Below are 13,916 nucleotides of genomic sequence, written 5' to 3' on the forward strand. Positions count from 1 at the left end.
GCCTCATGGCAGGAGCAGCAGCATCGATACTCATCACCGGCGGGAATGGCGGACTTGGTCTCGCCTTGGGTGAAGCCTTTCTGAAAGCAGATGAAGGAAATCGTGTGTGGCTCGGCGTGCGTTCACGAAAGGACAAAGCCGAAGCCCTCGCTGCCGGCCACGCCGACCGCTGCCACATCGTACCGCTGGACGTGACCAGCAACGAGCAGTGGACCGCCGCTGTCGAGACCATCACCCAGGCCAGCGGCAGGCTCGATGTGCTGGTAAACAACGCCGGCCACCATGAAGATGCCCTGCTCGCCACGATGACGGATGCGCAATGGAACGAGGTGCTGCAGAGCAATCTCACCGGCACCTTCCTCGGCTGCCGGGCCGTCACGCGCACCATGATGGGCCAGCGATTCGGCCGCATCGTCAACATCTCCTCTCTCAGCGCCCTGATGTCCCCCGCAGGCCAGGCCAACTACGCCGCCGCCAAGGCCGGCATGGTGGGCCTCACGCAGAGCTATGCCAAGGAAGTGGCGCGCGCCGGCATCACGGTGAATGCCGTCTGCCCGGGCTACATCGACACCGAGGCACTCTCCGGCATGGATGAGGAACAGAAGCGCGCCGCCATCCAGCGGATTCCCATGCGCCGCCTCGGGAAGCCGGAAGAGGTGGCTGCGGCCGTGCTTTTCCTTGCATCGGCGCAGGCTTCGTATATCACCGGGGCCACTCTCAAAATCGACGGCGGCATCCTCTAGGGCCGCACCAACCCTTTCATTCGAATATCCCAGCATGGCAGACCTCGACGCGATCAAGTTGCAGATCAAACAAGCGATGGTGGAAGAGTTGATGCTCCCCCAGTCCGCCGAGGAGATTACCGATGACGCGCTCATCTTCAGCCCCCAAGGTCTGGGACTCGATAGCGTGGACGCCCTGCAACTCGTCGTGGCCCTGGAAAAGCGCTTCGGCCTGAAGCTCCCGGACGCCGCAGCAGCGCGTGAAACACTGCGCTCCGTGGAGACCATCGCGGAAGCGGTGGCGGCGAAGGCTTGAGCAGGGAGCGTGGTTCTGGGCAAAGGAGCGTGGACACTCTTGTCCGCCGTTCTGTTACGTAGCGACCTCCACCATCGAGAAGCGACTGGTGACGCTTCTGGAACAGTTGGTGTGATGTGGCCTTGCCTGCCGGATGAAAGAGGGTGGCACGTCAGGGATAGCGGACAAGAGTGTCCGCGCTCCTTTGAAATGCCCGGCGCTTCACCTTGGGATTGTCATCCCACCACTTCCACAGGGCACTGCGGAAGCGCGCTCAGGAAGGTGCGCCCGTACGGCTTCGTGAGCACTCGGTTGTCGAGGATCGCACAGATGCCGCTGTCCCTCTTCGAGCGGATGAGTCGGCCGATGCCCTGGCGCAGTTTCAAAATCGCCTCAGGCACGGAGTACTCCATGAAGGAGTTGCCGCCGTTCTCCTCGATGTGCTCCAGTCGCGCTGCGGTCAGCGGGTGATCTGGCACGGCGAAGGGCAACTTCGTGATGATGACATTGCTCAGCGCTTCACCGGGCACGTCCACGCCGGTCCAGAAACTCTCCGTGCCAAAGAGCACGCTGTGGGTGTCCTTGCGGAACTCCTCCAGCAGTTTTGAGCGGGAGAGCAGCTTGCCCTGCACAAGCAGGGTCCAGCCGCGGTCCTCGAAGTACTCCTCCATCTCCTCCGCCACACGGGTCATCTGGGCGAAGCTGGTGAAGAGCACAAACGCGCGCCCCTTGGAGATGTCCAGGAAATGGCTGATCCACTTTGGCAGAGCCGCCTCGTGATCCTTGGATCCGGGAGGCGGGATGCTCTTCACGAGGTAGAGCTTCATCTGCTTCTCGAAGTCGAAGGGACTCGCAATGCTCACGCCCACCGTGGTGTCCGCACCCACGCGTTTCTTGAAATACTCGAGCCCATCTTTCCCACCCGTGCCCAAGGTAGCGCTGGTAAGAATGCACGGCCGGTCCCCGCGGAAGAAGAGCGTGCCGAGCTGCCGGCTCACGTCGATGGGCGCGCTCCGCAATGTCATGGAGTGACGCACGTCCCCCTGATTCCGCTCCACCCAGTACACGTGGTCTTCTTCGCTCTGATCCAGGAAGGTTGCGATGCTCTGGCGCAGCGCGATGAGACGGCGTGCGAGGTCGTGCAGTTCCAGCCGTGAATTCTCGCTGGAGGCGGCATCTCCCGCAGCACGAGCACGCTCCATCACGCGATGCAGCGGCACACTCAGCGAGTCCTCCACCAGGCCGGGCTCGCGCACGCGGAACTCACGCGCTTGCTGGTGCGTGAACACACTCGACGCCTCCACCGCACGGAAGAAAATGTCCGCCGCATCCATCGCATCCGTCACCGCACGCGAGCCGACGGAGTCACCCTGATGCGGGAAGTAACCCTTGCGCGTCTTGGGATTGTAGAGGCGCTGCAGTTCGAAGCGGATGTTGCTCTCGGAAACCGCCAGTCCATAGGCACGAGACGCGACATTCTCGATCGTGTGCGCTTCATCCACGATGAGGAAGTCATTCGGGAAAAGGAAGTTCGCATCCTCCGGCAATGTCTCCTCAGCTGAAGACAGCATGGAGAAGAAGAGCGAGTGATTCATCACGAGCACATCCGCCTCTCCCATGCGACGCCGCACGGCCTGATAAAAGCAGCGCGAGGATCCACAGCGCCTCGGTGTGCACACATGCGCCTCACTGCACACGAGCGACCACACCTTCGGCGTGGGCGTGAACGTGAGATCGCTGAGGCTGCCATCCTGCGTCTTCTGGCTCCACTCCCAGATGAGCTGGAGTTCCGCCTGCTCGCTGCTGGTGAAGAGATCCGGCGCGCCCTTGAGGGAACGCTCCAGGCGCTGCGGGCACAAATAGTTTCCCCTGCCCTTCAGCAGCTCCGCACGGAAGCTGCGTGGCGCCAGCTTCTGCACGATAGGCAGGTCTTTCTGGATGAGCTGCTCCTGCAGGTTGATCGTGTGGGTGGTGATGATGGCCTTGCGCTTGTTCTCCAGGGCGAAGATCACGGAAGGCAGCAGATACGCGAGCGACTTGCCTACGCCCGTGGCTGCCTCGATGACCACCGCGCGTGTCGTTTCGAGCGCCTTCCCCACAATCTTCGCCATGCGCTGCTGCTGCGGGCGGTATTCGAAGTCCGGCGACTTGGCGAGCACGCCTTCCTGTGAAAACGCCTGCGCCATACGGTCCAGCAGTGTCTGGCTGGGGGTGCTTTCAGCGTCCGAGGCGAGGTGAATCATGAAGGGGGAGCACTTCAGATACCTGCGGAATGGGCCGCATGCAAGCCGGTGACCGAGCTTACGCGACCGGTGCAGGTTGCATCCCGCCACATTCTGCGGAATCGTAGGTATAACACGCTGGATTCCTACTATGAATGCGCTTCCCCGCCGCTTCCGTCCGCTTCTTCTCCTGTGGGTTCCCGTCCTCGCGAGCGCCGCTCTCTCGCTGATGCTCAAGGCGCAATCGCCAGAGCCCGCTCCCGCCCCGCCGACACCTGCGGCAACGACACCTGCCAAGCCGGAATCGACTCCCGCCGAAGCTCCGAAGCCGACCGAGCCTGCCAAAGCTGAGCCCAAGCCCACGGCCAAAACGGAGTCGCCCGCGACGGCAAAACCCGCGGACACGCCGAACCCCACGGCAACAACTACTGCGGCCCCTGCCGCTCCAGAAGCCCAAAAAACAGAGAAAGACAAAGCGCCGGTCGCTGTCACCCCACCGCGACCCGCTCCCACTGGACCCGCCAAGCCGACCTCGCTGCCGGAAGACGGTCCGTACAAGGGCAAGATTGTCGTCATCCCTGTAGGAAAAGAAGACCTCATCAATCCGGCGAGATTTGAGTTCATGACCCGCACCTTGAAGCGCGCCACGGATCAGCGTGCCGAGGCCGTCATCTTCAACCTCGATACTCCGGGAGGACTGGCCTGGGATACCGCTACTCTCATTATGGGGGATCTGCAGAAACTGGGCTGCCGCAGTGCTGCCTTCGTGAACCCACGCGCCATCTCCGCCGGTGCCCTGATCGCTCTCGCCACGGACTCCATCTACATGAGCCCGCGCAGCGCTATTGGCGCAGCCACTCCTGTCAACGGTGGAGGACAGGAAATGGGCGAAGCGGAACGTGCCAAGATGAACTCCGCCTTCATGGCCATGGCACGCTCCGCTGCCGTGGCAAAGGGATACAATCCCGGTGTAGTCGACGCGATGATCGACAAGGACGTGGGCCTGAAAATCGGTGACAAGGAAGTCTGGCCGAAGGGCTCCATCATGACCCTCGACCAGTATCAGGCGACGGCGGTCTATGATGGCAAGCCCCTGCTCGCGAAGGGCATTGTGAATGACATCAATGAAGTGATCGCCAGGGAAGGGCTGAAGGGAGAAGTGGTCACCGCGGAGCCGAAGGGCTTTGAACTCATCGCCATCTGGATCACGCAGTACGCTGCCATCCTCCTGCTCATCGGCCTCGCCGCGGGGTATCTGGAGATGCAGAGCCCGGGGCTCGGCATTCCTGCGGTGATTGCCACCATCGCCTTCGGTCTCTTTTTCTTCGGTCACTTCGTGGCGGGCAGCCTGGTCGGATATGAGACCGTGGTGGTGTTTGTCATCGGCGTAGCGTTGATTGTCGTCGAACTCTTCGTATTCCCCGGGCACATCCTGCCTGGGTTACTGGGACTCGCGTGCCTCTTTGGCGCGCTCATCTACACCATGGCCGGATGGGACATCACCGTTCCTGACGGCAAGACCTTCCCCGTGAGGTTCGACGACTACGCAGCCGCGCTGTGGAACCTCGCCGTCGCGTTTGGCGGAGCGATTGCCATCATCCTTTTGCTCATGCGTTTCTTCCCCACCTCTGGTCCCTTCGCATGGCTCGTGTTGAAATCCGCCGTGGGTGGCGAACAGGTGGCCATCGAAGGCCAAGGCCAGGTCAAAGCCTCCGCCATCAGCCCCGGCATGACGGGTACGGCGCGCAGCGCCCTGCGTCCCTATGGCCATGTGGATTTCAATGGCACCCAACTCGAAGCCATGGTGGTGGGAGACTACCTGCCCTTTGGCACCGAAGTGCGCGTGCTCGAGATCCAGGGTGGGAAGATTGTGGTGGAGCGGGTGTGAGCTGAAGAAGCTCCTCGGTGTACTGATGTCTCCTCCAAGGGAGGGTGACATCCTGCGCCGTTTCGTTGCGCGGGGCCGTACCCCGCCTCGCCCGGCTACGGAACTCAGAATCCGTGGAAAAATCTCGCCAGTCCGGAGGGGACATGGCATCCTCTCCGCCTCGCCATGGTTGAAGCTTCCGCTCTTCCTCTCCTTTTCAAGGACGCCTTGGAGTCTCTTGGAATGAAATCCGTCGATGAATGGTGGTTGGGGCTGCGCGAAAGCGAGCAGGAGGGAATGCTGGATCTGTGGTCTGACTGCCAGACGCCAGGTGTCACCTCCAGCCCTCGAAGCGGCCAGCGTATGGTCGCAAGGTTTGAAGGGTACTTCGAAGACGACAATGATGGCCAACCCGTCTTCTGGCACAACGATTTCTATGAGTTCCTGGTGAATCACGAGGAGTACGTCTTTCGTGAGATACCCTTCCACGTCTGCTTCCGGCAGCCCGAGGCGCTGGCTGCCATCAAGGCCGGTGAAATCCGTCCTGACTTCCGGTGTCCTCTGCACGATACCGGCTGTCCCATGATGCAGTCGCCAGCCATCACGAGGGGCAGTTCCATGAAATTCACGTTGAGATTCGTTCCTGCAGACAAACCCACCGCATCACGCGACCTCACCCCATGAGCTCTTACAAACCGGAATCCTACAACTCCGTCTCCCCTTATCTCATCGTCTCGGGAGCAGCGCAAACGCTCCAGTTCCTGACCGACGTCTTCGGCGCCGAGGAGATTCGCCGCTTCCCCACTCCGGATGGTAGGATCATGCACTCCGAGATTCGTCTGGATGACACGGTGATCATGATTGCCGATCCCGCGGAGAACTGGCCTCCGATGCCTACTCATGTGCACGTGTATGTACCCGATGTGGATGCCGTCTATCAGAAAGCGCTCAAGGCCGGAGCGGAATCTGTCCAGGAGCCGATGAAGAAGCAGGATGCCGACAAGCGCGGTGGCTTCAAGGATGCCGGCGGCACCACGTGGTGGATTGCGACGAAGGTGGAGTGAGCCAACAAAGCAGCTTCGCCTTCAGCCGAATGAGTGCGTCAATACGCGCTATCACGTGACTTTTCGGCTGAAGCCGAATCTACTTTGTCACTTCGCCTTCACGCGCAGCAGCGGCGGCATGTTGCTGCCGTTTTCCTTCGTCGCGAAGGCATGCACGAGGCCATCCTTCGTGGTCTCATCCGTTTCGCGGCAGATGATGAAGGTCACCATGCCATTGGTGTCCTGCTTCACGAAATCCAACAATGCCTGACCACGAATAGAGCGCGAGCCACGGCTCACACCCTGGTCCACCTGGAACTTGCCCAGCAGCACGGCGCGTGAGGTGTCTGGCAGGTGACGGTCTGCTTGATCGGGATTGTGCGCCGGAGCTTCCTTCCAGGTGATTTCGTGTTCATCCCAGTCATCACTGGATTCGTCCGTGACGCCGTACACCGCGAAGGTGCTGTCCGGCACCAACGTGGCAAAACCGAGATCGCTGGGCTCAATGCTCAGCACCAGCTCCACGTCTTCGATCTGCGTTCCCGAGAACTTGCTCAGGTCAAAGGCCACGTAGCCCTTGCGGTTCAGTTCCGGCGCGAGGCTGGAGTGCTTCACACGGAAGAAGGCATCGTCTCCGAAGTTACGGCTCTTGGGATTGCTCTGGATGTAGGCGTCCTTGCCACGACCATACGCCGTGGAGAGCACCTTCCAGCCACCTCCCGCATCGAGAATGGTCTGTGGCTGCCAGCGCGAAGGTTCCTGGCCGGGTTGCTGCGGGCGAAGCTGGCTGGCACGCACACCGGTATCCACCTTCTCCCCTGCTCTCAGCTTCTGGGGTTCATTCGTCGTCTTCGGACTCACTTCCACAAGCCCCTCCAGCACCTGCACGAGGTACTTGCCATCTTCACCGGCGCTCACACCGAAGCGCGTACCGAAGTCCACCACCTTGGCATCCGGCGTATCGACAGAAAATCCAATCGCGCTCGGCGGCACATCGGCCACAAGCGTCCCCTTCACCAGACGGCAGGACATCGCATTCACGAGGTCCAGCGTGGCCGGCGCTTCCATCACGACTTCCGCACCGCTATCGAACTTCACCGTGGCAATGCCCTCCACGAGCTCAAGCGTACCGGGGGTGACTCGCGATCCTTCGGCAGTGGGCAGCGTGCTGCCTGCCCACTTGCAGCCACGTGCTTTTACGACGGTGGCGATGGTCGCGGGACCATGCTGCACTGGCGGCTGGGACTGGTTATCCAGCAGTTTCCATGCGACCAGTCCCAGAGCAACGATGGCAGCCGCTGCCGCAGCGGGATACCACAACGAAGATTTGCGTGTCGCAGACACAGGCATCGCCGCGGCAGACGACTCCGGCTGCGCCAGATCACGCGTGAGACGTTCATCCGAGCGCAGCGTGGCATGCTGATGCATCGCCTCGGCAAAGAGTTTGCGTGCCTCGGCATTCTCGCGCAGCAGCGCGTTCAGCTCGGGGCGTTCGCTTTCAGAGAGTGCCCCAGCGAGTGCCTTCTCCACCAACTCCAGCAAATGCCAGTTCTCCTGCGGGTTCATGCTCGCGCTCACGCGGCACCTCCCTTCGCGAGTTCCTTTTCCACGCAATCCATCAACGTGTATCTCACACGGCTCAATGCACGATACACCGCACCAGCAGTGCTGCGGATGCGCTCCGCCACCTGGTCGATGTCCAGATCTTCGTAATAACGCAGCAGCACGAGCTGGCGATGTTCCGTGGGGAGCTTGTGCAGGCAGGCCTGCAGCGCCTCGCGGCGATCGTCATGCGTGTCGGAAAGGCGGGAGACCTCGTGGTGCAGGGCCTCCAGCACGTCTTCATCCAGCGGCAGGTGCTCCTTCTTCTTCGTGCGGCGGTACGTCAGAATCTGGTGGAAAGCGATCTTGCGTGCCCAAGCGAGGAAATTGGTGCCTATCTCGAAATTTCCAAACTCGCGCCACATCACCAGCTTGGTCTGCTGAAGGATGTCATCGGCATCCGCGCTGGATTGGACCAGAGCACCCACGTACCCGCCCAAGGCACGGTCGTGCTGGGTCAGCAGGGTGAGGAATTCGGTGGTGCGGTCAGGTTCGGACATGGGAGGCGAGAAGCCGGATTACGCCCTAGAGGCGGTTCAGGGAGAATTTCGGACAGAAAACTTTTTATGTCCAACCCGTACCCCCTTTTGCCCTCTAGGCGCAACTCATGGATTTCCGGCATCACTCCTCCCGTTTCCAGACTGCCTCCGCCCGCTTCGGGGCGGTGGCCTCCTGCCTGCTCGCCGCCACCTTGGCCGCGCACGGCGCCACCGCCGCAGAAGCGCCCGACCCCGCGGCGCTGAAGTTCTTCGAAACCAAGATTCGCCCCATCCTGGTGAATCACTGCACCGAATGCCACGGCGAGAAGAAGCAAAAGCACAACCTGCGCCTCGACAACCTCACCTACATGCTCCAGGGCGGTGACAGCGGCCCCGCCGTGGTACCGAACGATGCGGATGCCTCCCTGCTGCTGAAGGCTGTGTCTTACGAAGACCAGGACATGCAGATGCCCCCGGATGGCAAGCTGGAGGACGAACAAATCGCCGACCTGAAGAAGTGGGTCGAGATGGGCGCTCCTTGGCCGGAGCACGAGGTGAAATCCGCCAAGGTGGAAAAGCCCGGTGAATTCTCCGCAGAAGACCGCGCCTGGTGGGCTTTCCAGCCATTGAAGCCCGTCACACCTCCCGCGCTCTCCAATCAAAAATCATCAATCAAAAATCAAAAATCGGGTTCCCTCAGCCCCATCGATCTCTTCGTCCGCGCCCGCCTGGAAAAAGAAGGCATGCCCGCCTCCGCTCCCGCGGACCGGTATGAACTCGTGCGCCGTGTCTATTTTGACCTGCATGGCCTCCCGCCGACACCAGAGCAGGTGAAGGCCTTCGTGGAGGACAAGCGCCCAGACGCGTATGAAAAGCTCATCGAGTCCCTGCTGAATCATCCCCGCTATGGCGAGCGCTGGGCGCAGCACTGGCTGGATCTCACGCGTTATGCAGAGAGCGACGGCTATCGTCAGGATGCCTACCGTCCCGATGCCTGGCCGTATCGCGACTACGTCATCCGTTCGTTCAACAATGACAAGCCGTACGACCAGTTCGTGCGCGAGCAGCTTGCCGGAGATGAGATCGATCCCTCGAATCCGGATGTGCTCATCGCCACCGCGTATCTGCGCAACGGCATCTATGAATACAACCAGCGTGACGCCGAAGGCCAGCGCACCGTCATTCTCAATGAACTCACCGATGTGAGCGGCGAGCTCTTCCTGGGCCTCAGCTTCGGTTGCGCGCGCTGCCATGATCACAAGTTCGACCCCATCCTGCAGAAGGACTACTTCCGCCTGCAGGCCTTCTTCGCGCCAGTAGTGTGGCGGGACGATCTCTCCCTCGCGAGCAAGGAAGAACAGGCCGCCCATGCAGAGAAGCAGAAGGCATGGGAGGAGATGACAGCCGAGGTGCGCAAGCCATACGATGCCTTGATCGCTGCGAAGAAGGCAGGCATGCACAAGAATGCCGTGGAGAAGTTCCCGGATGAAGTGCAGGTCATGATGAACCGGCCTGAGGCGGAGAAAAAGCCCTACGACAGGATCATCAGCTACCTCGTGGAGCGTCAGATCATCGAGGAGTACAACAAGCTTACGCCATCGAAGCAGAAGGGTGACTTGAAGGCGAAGCTGGAGGCACTCCTGGAACCGCTGAAGCCCTTCGAAGAATTCAAGCCGAAGCCTCTTCAGGTCGCCTTCTCTGCGTCCGACGTGGGCACCGAAGCTCCGCCCACCGTCATGAAGACGCGCCGTGGGTCCGAGGAAGTGCAGCCCGGATTTCTGACGATTCTCGATCCCAGCGAGCCGAAGATCGCCCCGCTGAAGGAGCGCAACACCACCGGTCGTCGCTCGGCCCTGGCAAACTGGATCACGCGTCCTGACAATCCCCTCAGCACCCGTGTCATTGTGAACCGCGTGTGGCAGTACCACTTTGGTCGTGGCCTCGCGGGGAGCACCAGTGACTTCGGCCGCTTGGGTGAAAAGCCCACGCATCCCGAGTTGCTGGACTACCTGGCCCAGGAGTTCGTGAAACATGGCTGGAGCCTGAAGTGGCTGCACAAGGAAATCCTCATGTCCGCTTCCTATCAGCAGACGGCCCGCCTAAGCGCGTCAGCCAAGGACAGCAAGGGCCGCTCCATCATGAACGTGGACCCGGAAAATCGCCTCCTGTGGCGCATGAATCCGATTCGCCTCGATGCCGAACAGGCACGCGACGCGGTGCTAGCCATCAGCGGCGAACTCAAGCCCGACATGGGCGGCAAGAGCGAGGAATCCGCCCAACCGCGCCGCACCATCTACACTCGCAAGGTGCGCAACTCGCAGGACGACTTCCTGCGCAGCTTCGATGCGCCTCCTGGGTTCGCCAGCGTGGCCCGTCGCGACAGCACCACCACCGCCCTGCAAAGCCTGTTGCTCATCAATGGTGACTGGCCACTGAACCGCGCCCGCGCCATGGCCGCCAAGCTCCTGAAGGCACCTGACGCCACCACCGAACAGCAGGTACAGCGCGCCTATGAGCTCGCCTTCTCCCGCCCTCCCACGAAGACGGAGATGAAGGCGGCCTCCACCTTTATTAATCAGCAAAAGAAGATGCTCGACAAGGAGCTGCCGCCGGAGCCCGTCCTCGCCGGACCGCTGGTGGATTCGAAGTCGCTCTTCGGCACGCATCCGCTGGCTGGCACGAAGACGGTGGCCTTCAAGCCCGGCACCGCGTTCGAGAAGATGCGTGTGCAGACCCTCGACAACGAAAGCGACGAGTTCACCGTGGAAGCCGTGGTGTATCTGGATTCCCTATATCCTGATGCCTCCGTGCGCACCATCGCCGCCCGCTGGAACAATGATAAGGCGAGCAAGGGCTGGGCCTTCGGCGTGACCTGTGAGAAATCCAAATACCAGCCGAACAACCTCATCCTCCAGCTCTGCGGCGATGACTTCCAGGGCTCGGTCATCTACGAAGTGGTCGCCTCCGGCCTTCGCATCCCCGTGAAGACGCCTTACTACGTGGCAGCCGTGCTCTCGCACAAGCTGGCCCCGGATCAGAAGTTCGGCGGCACCGTGACCTTCTACACCCGCAACCTCGCGGATCCAAATGCACCACTGGAAAAGGTGACCATCCAGCACCCCGTCGTGGGCGGCTACGCCAATCCCGAGCGCCAGCTTACGATTGGTGGTCGCGAGCGTGATGCCCGCAGTCTCTGGGACGGCGCCATCAGCCGCGTGGTGATGACCAATCAACTGCTCGAAGACAAGCAACTCCTCATCGGTGGTGTGCAGAGCGCGCCACGTTGCCTCTTCGATGCCCAGGCGGAAACGCTGACCAACACCAGCGAGCCCAAGTTCGTGTGGGAGAAGCAGCCCGTGAAGTCCCCCACCGGTGCCACCATCTCTCCACGGCTCGAAGCCCTCGCCGACTTCTGCCACGCCCTGATCAATTCGAACGAGTTCCTCTACCTCCAATGAACCTGGTCCCCCATCACGAAATCCTCACAAACCGTCGTGACTTCCTCCGTCGTGGAGGTGCCGGCTTTGGTGCCATGGCGCTGGCTTCGCTCATGGGTGACAGCCCGCTCATGGCCGCGCTCGGAGACGCTGGCGGTACTCCGGCCAATCCCATGTCGGACAAGGTGCCGCACGTCGCAGGCCGCGCGAAGAACGTGATCTTCCTCTTCATGGAAGGCGGTCCCAGCCACCTGGACATTTGCGATCCCAAGCCCCTGCTGAACAAGCTCGCGGGCCAGCCCATCCCGGACAGCTTTGGCAAGGTCATCACCGCCATGGGCGAAGCGAATGCTCCCCTGCTCGAATCCAAGCGTACCTGGAAACAGCATGGCGAAAGCGGCCTGTGGTTCTCCGATTGGATTCCCAACATGGCGGAACTCGCCGATGACTGGTGCGTGGTCCGCTCGTGCATGAGCGATGGCATCAACCACGCCGGCGGTGTGTGCCAGATGAACACCGGCGCCATCTTCGGTGGACGTCCGTCCCTTGGGAGCTGGGTCAGCTACGGTCTCGGCACGGAAAACCAGAACATGCCCGCCTTCGTCGTGATGAAGGACAGCGAAGACAATGTGGTGAACGGCGTGCGCAACTGGAGCGCGGGCTTCATGCCTGCGGTGTATCAGGGTGTGCTTTTTGATGATGGCCCGCAGCCCATCGCCAACCTTTACACGCCCAAGGGTATCAAGGAGGATCGCCAGCGCGGCAAGCTGTCCTTCCTGAACTCACTGAACCACCAGCACGCCATGAGCCGCCAGGAGAACTCCGAGCTTGATGCGCGCATCCGCAGCTACGAGCTGGCCTTCCGCATGCAGGCCGAGGCACCAGGCGCGGTGGATCTCAGCCAGGAATCTGAAGCAACGAAGCAGCTCTACGGCATGGACGTGCCGGAGACGGAAAACTTTGGCCGCATGTGCCTGCAAGCCCGCCGCCTCGTGGAACGCGGGGTGCGCTTTGTGCAGCTCTACCACGGCGCCGGCAGCAAGTGGGATGCCCACGACAAGATCGAAGCGAACCACACCAAGTACTGCGGCCAGATGGACAAGCCGGTGGCCGGTCTCATCCGCGACCTGAAGCAGCGCGGTTTGCTGGAGGAAACACTCGTGATCTGGGGCGGTGAATTCGGCCGCACGCCGATGTCCGAGAAGGGCGATGGTCGCGACCACAACCCCACCGGCTTCAGCATGATGATGGCCGGCGGTGGTGTGAAGGGCGGCTCCGTAGTGGGCGAGACTGATGAACTCGGCCTGCACGCCATCAAGGACAAGGTGCACGTGCACGACTTCCACGCGACCATCATGAACCTGCTGGGCGTGGACCACACCCGCATGATCTACCATCACAAAGGTCGCCCCGAGCGCATCGACCAGAACGAAGGCAAGTTCATGCGGAAGGTCCTCGGCTGAGCAAGCAATCTCGATGGTCAAGCCGGAGGCGTGGCGGCTGCCGCCACGCTGTAGGCCGCCTTGAGCTGCGGATCCGTCTGGGTATGCGAACCGCGATACACCAGCAGCAGTCCGAGTCGCGGATGCTCGCTCGTGTTCGGTGCGGAATGATGAATCGTCTGGCACTGATGGATGAGCGCATCCCCCGGCTCCAGCAGTCCGCAGAACTGTTCTGAAAGCGGAACGTCCGGTGCCTCAGCCAGGCCGATGGAGTTTCCTTTCACACCCGAGAGCTTGGTGGGCAACATGCCTTCCTTATGCGAGCCACGGATGTAGTACACGGGACCATTCTCCAGCGTGACCGGATCCATCGCGATCCAGATGGTCAGCATGTCCGGTGGCGTCTGGCAGAAATAGGCGTTGTCCTGATGGTAGGGCACACCTGAGCCGACCCGTGCGGGCTTGTTGAAAGTCTCCACCGCCATGAGGATCGGCTCGCCGTGCACGAGCTGGCCGGCCAGCGCCACGATCTGCTCATTCTCGACCATCTTGGAGAACTCCGGATGGTGCAGCTCCATGCGCCAGAGATTGCGAACAGTCACCCCGTCGGGCTCCAGCGTGCGTGCATCTGGAGGCTTCTCACTTAGGTCCTCACGGATGTACCTCTCGATTTCCGCGCGAAATGCAGCCACCTCGTCGCGATTGAAGAGTCCTGGCACACGAACGACGCCATCGCGTTCGTATTCCTCCACGATGCTCTGGGTATTCAAGGCAGGCATGGGAAACCCAACGCCCCCAACTCCCGCC

The 13,916-nt window shown here is 61.4% G+C and carries 11 protein-coding genes; 7 read left to right on the forward strand and 4 right to left on the reverse strand.

Going from position 1 to position 13,916, the window contains the following annotated elements; genetic code table 11:
- The first annotated feature begins 5 nt into the window (after nt 1-5).
- Complete coding sequence (fabG, locus tag G5S37_RS22165; RefSeq protein ID WP_165206746.1) at nt 6-743, forward strand: 3-oxoacyl-ACP reductase FabG; 738 nt, start codon at nt 6-8, stop codon at nt 741-743.
- Nucleotides 744-777: 34 nt separating this feature from the next.
- Complete coding sequence (locus G5S37_RS22170) at nt 778-1,038, forward strand: acyl carrier protein (RefSeq protein WP_165206748.1); 261 nt, start codon at nt 778-780, stop codon at nt 1,036-1,038.
- A gap of 215 nt (nt 1,039-1,253) precedes the next feature.
- Here the strand turns inward: G5S37_RS22170 and G5S37_RS22175 are convergent, their stop codons facing one another.
- The gene (locus G5S37_RS22175; protein ID WP_165206750.1) at nt 1,254-3,260 is read right to left on the reverse strand and encodes a helicase C-terminal domain-containing protein; all 2,007 of its coding nucleotides are present in this window, start codon (nt 3,258-3,260) and stop codon (nt 1,254-1,256) included.
- Between the two features lie 130 nt (nt 3,261-3,390).
- Here G5S37_RS22175 and G5S37_RS22180 point away from each other — a divergent pair, with 130 nt between their 5' ends.
- The 3 genes from G5S37_RS22180 to G5S37_RS22190 all read left to right on the forward strand — a co-directional run bounded on the left by G5S37_RS22180 (nt 3,391) and on the right by G5S37_RS22190 (nt 6,170).
- The gene (locus G5S37_RS22180; RefSeq protein ID WP_165206752.1) at nt 3,391-5,127 is read left to right on the forward strand and encodes an NfeD family protein; all 1,737 of its coding nucleotides are present in this window, start codon (nt 3,391-3,393) and stop codon (nt 5,125-5,127) included.
- Between the two features lie 222 nt (nt 5,128-5,349).
- A complete protein-coding gene (locus G5S37_RS22185) occupies nt 5,350-5,790 on the forward strand; it encodes a hypothetical protein (RefSeq protein ID WP_165206754.1) in 441 nt (146 codons plus the stop codon).
- The gene (locus tag G5S37_RS22190; protein ID WP_165206756.1) at nt 5,787-6,170 is read left to right on the forward strand and encodes a VOC family protein; all 384 of its coding nucleotides are present in this window, start codon (nt 5,787-5,789) and stop codon (nt 6,168-6,170) included. Before G5S37_RS22185 ends, G5S37_RS22190 begins: the two co-directional genes overlap by 4 nt.
- A gap of 87 nt (nt 6,171-6,257) precedes the next feature.
- Here the strand turns inward: G5S37_RS22190 and G5S37_RS22195 are convergent, their stop codons facing one another.
- Both G5S37_RS22195 and G5S37_RS22200 read right to left on the reverse strand, forming a co-directional pair.
- Nucleotides 6,258-7,715 (reverse strand): DNRLRE domain-containing protein, encoded by a 1,458-nt coding sequence (locus tag G5S37_RS22195; RefSeq protein WP_165206758.1) that lies wholly within the window; start codon nt 7,713-7,715, stop codon nt 6,258-6,260.
- A gap of 8 nt (nt 7,716-7,723) precedes the next feature.
- Entirely contained in the window at nt 7,724-8,251 is a 528-nt protein-coding gene (locus G5S37_RS22200; RefSeq protein ID WP_165206760.1) for a sigma-70 family RNA polymerase sigma factor, read from the reverse strand.
- A gap of 107 nt (nt 8,252-8,358) precedes the next feature.
- Between G5S37_RS22200 and G5S37_RS22205 the strand changes: the two genes are divergently transcribed.
- Together G5S37_RS22205 and G5S37_RS22210 are read left to right on the forward strand one after the other, a co-directional pair.
- A complete protein-coding gene (locus G5S37_RS22205) occupies nt 8,359-11,688 on the forward strand; it encodes a PSD1 and planctomycete cytochrome C domain-containing protein (RefSeq protein ID WP_165206762.1) in 3,330 nt (1,109 codons plus the stop codon).
- Entirely contained in the window at nt 11,685-13,130 is a 1,446-nt protein-coding gene (locus tag G5S37_RS22210) for a DUF1501 domain-containing protein (RefSeq protein WP_165206764.1), read from the forward strand. The genes G5S37_RS22205 and G5S37_RS22210 overlap by 4 nt, the downstream gene beginning before the upstream one ends.
- A 17-nt stretch (nt 13,131-13,147) precedes the next feature.
- Here the strand turns inward: G5S37_RS22210 and G5S37_RS22215 are convergent, their stop codons facing one another.
- Entirely contained in the window at nt 13,148-13,888 is a 741-nt protein-coding gene (locus G5S37_RS22215; protein WP_165206766.1) for a phytanoyl-CoA dioxygenase family protein, read from the reverse strand.
- Nucleotides 13,889-13,916: the final 28 nt, after the last annotated feature.

Source organism: Roseimicrobium sp. ORNL1 (assembly GCF_011044495.1).
Classification (GTDB): domain Bacteria; phylum Verrucomicrobiota; class Verrucomicrobiia; order Verrucomicrobiales; family Verrucomicrobiaceae; genus Roseimicrobium.

What these genes read in the sequence shown, in the direction of transcription:
- fabG (WP_165206746.1), top strand. Translation starts at nt 6, where the DNA reads ATGGCAGGAGCAGCAGCATCGATACTCATCACCGGCGGGAATGGCGGA.
- G5S37_RS22170 (WP_165206748.1), top strand. Translation starts at nt 778, where the DNA reads ATGGCAGACCTCGACGCGATCAAGTTGCAGATCAAACAAGCGATGGTG.
- G5S37_RS22175 (WP_165206750.1), bottom strand. Translation starts at nt 3,260, where the DNA reads ATGATTCACCTCGCCTCGGACGCTGAAAGCACCCCCAGCCAGACACTG.
- G5S37_RS22180 (WP_165206752.1), top strand. Translation starts at nt 3,391, where the DNA reads ATGAATGCGCTTCCCCGCCGCTTCCGTCCGCTTCTTCTCCTGTGGGTT.
- G5S37_RS22185 (WP_165206754.1), top strand. Translation starts at nt 5,350, where the DNA reads ATGAAATCCGTCGATGAATGGTGGTTGGGGCTGCGCGAAAGCGAGCAG.
- G5S37_RS22190 (WP_165206756.1), top strand. Translation starts at nt 5,787, where the DNA reads ATGAGCTCTTACAAACCGGAATCCTACAACTCCGTCTCCCCTTATCTC.
- G5S37_RS22195 (WP_165206758.1), bottom strand. Translation starts at nt 7,715, where the DNA reads ATGAACCCGCAGGAGAACTGGCATTTGCTGGAGTTGGTGGAGAAGGCA.
- G5S37_RS22200 (WP_165206760.1), bottom strand. Translation starts at nt 8,251, where the DNA reads ATGTCCGAACCTGACCGCACCACCGAATTCCTCACCCTGCTGACCCAG.
- G5S37_RS22205 (WP_165206762.1), top strand. Translation starts at nt 8,359, where the DNA reads ATGGATTTCCGGCATCACTCCTCCCGTTTCCAGACTGCCTCCGCCCGC.
- G5S37_RS22210 (WP_165206764.1), top strand. Translation starts at nt 11,685, where the DNA reads ATGAACCTGGTCCCCCATCACGAAATCCTCACAAACCGTCGTGACTTC.
- G5S37_RS22215 (WP_165206766.1), bottom strand. Translation starts at nt 13,888, where the DNA reads ATGCCTGCCTTGAATACCCAGAGCATCGTGGAGGAATACGAACGCGAT.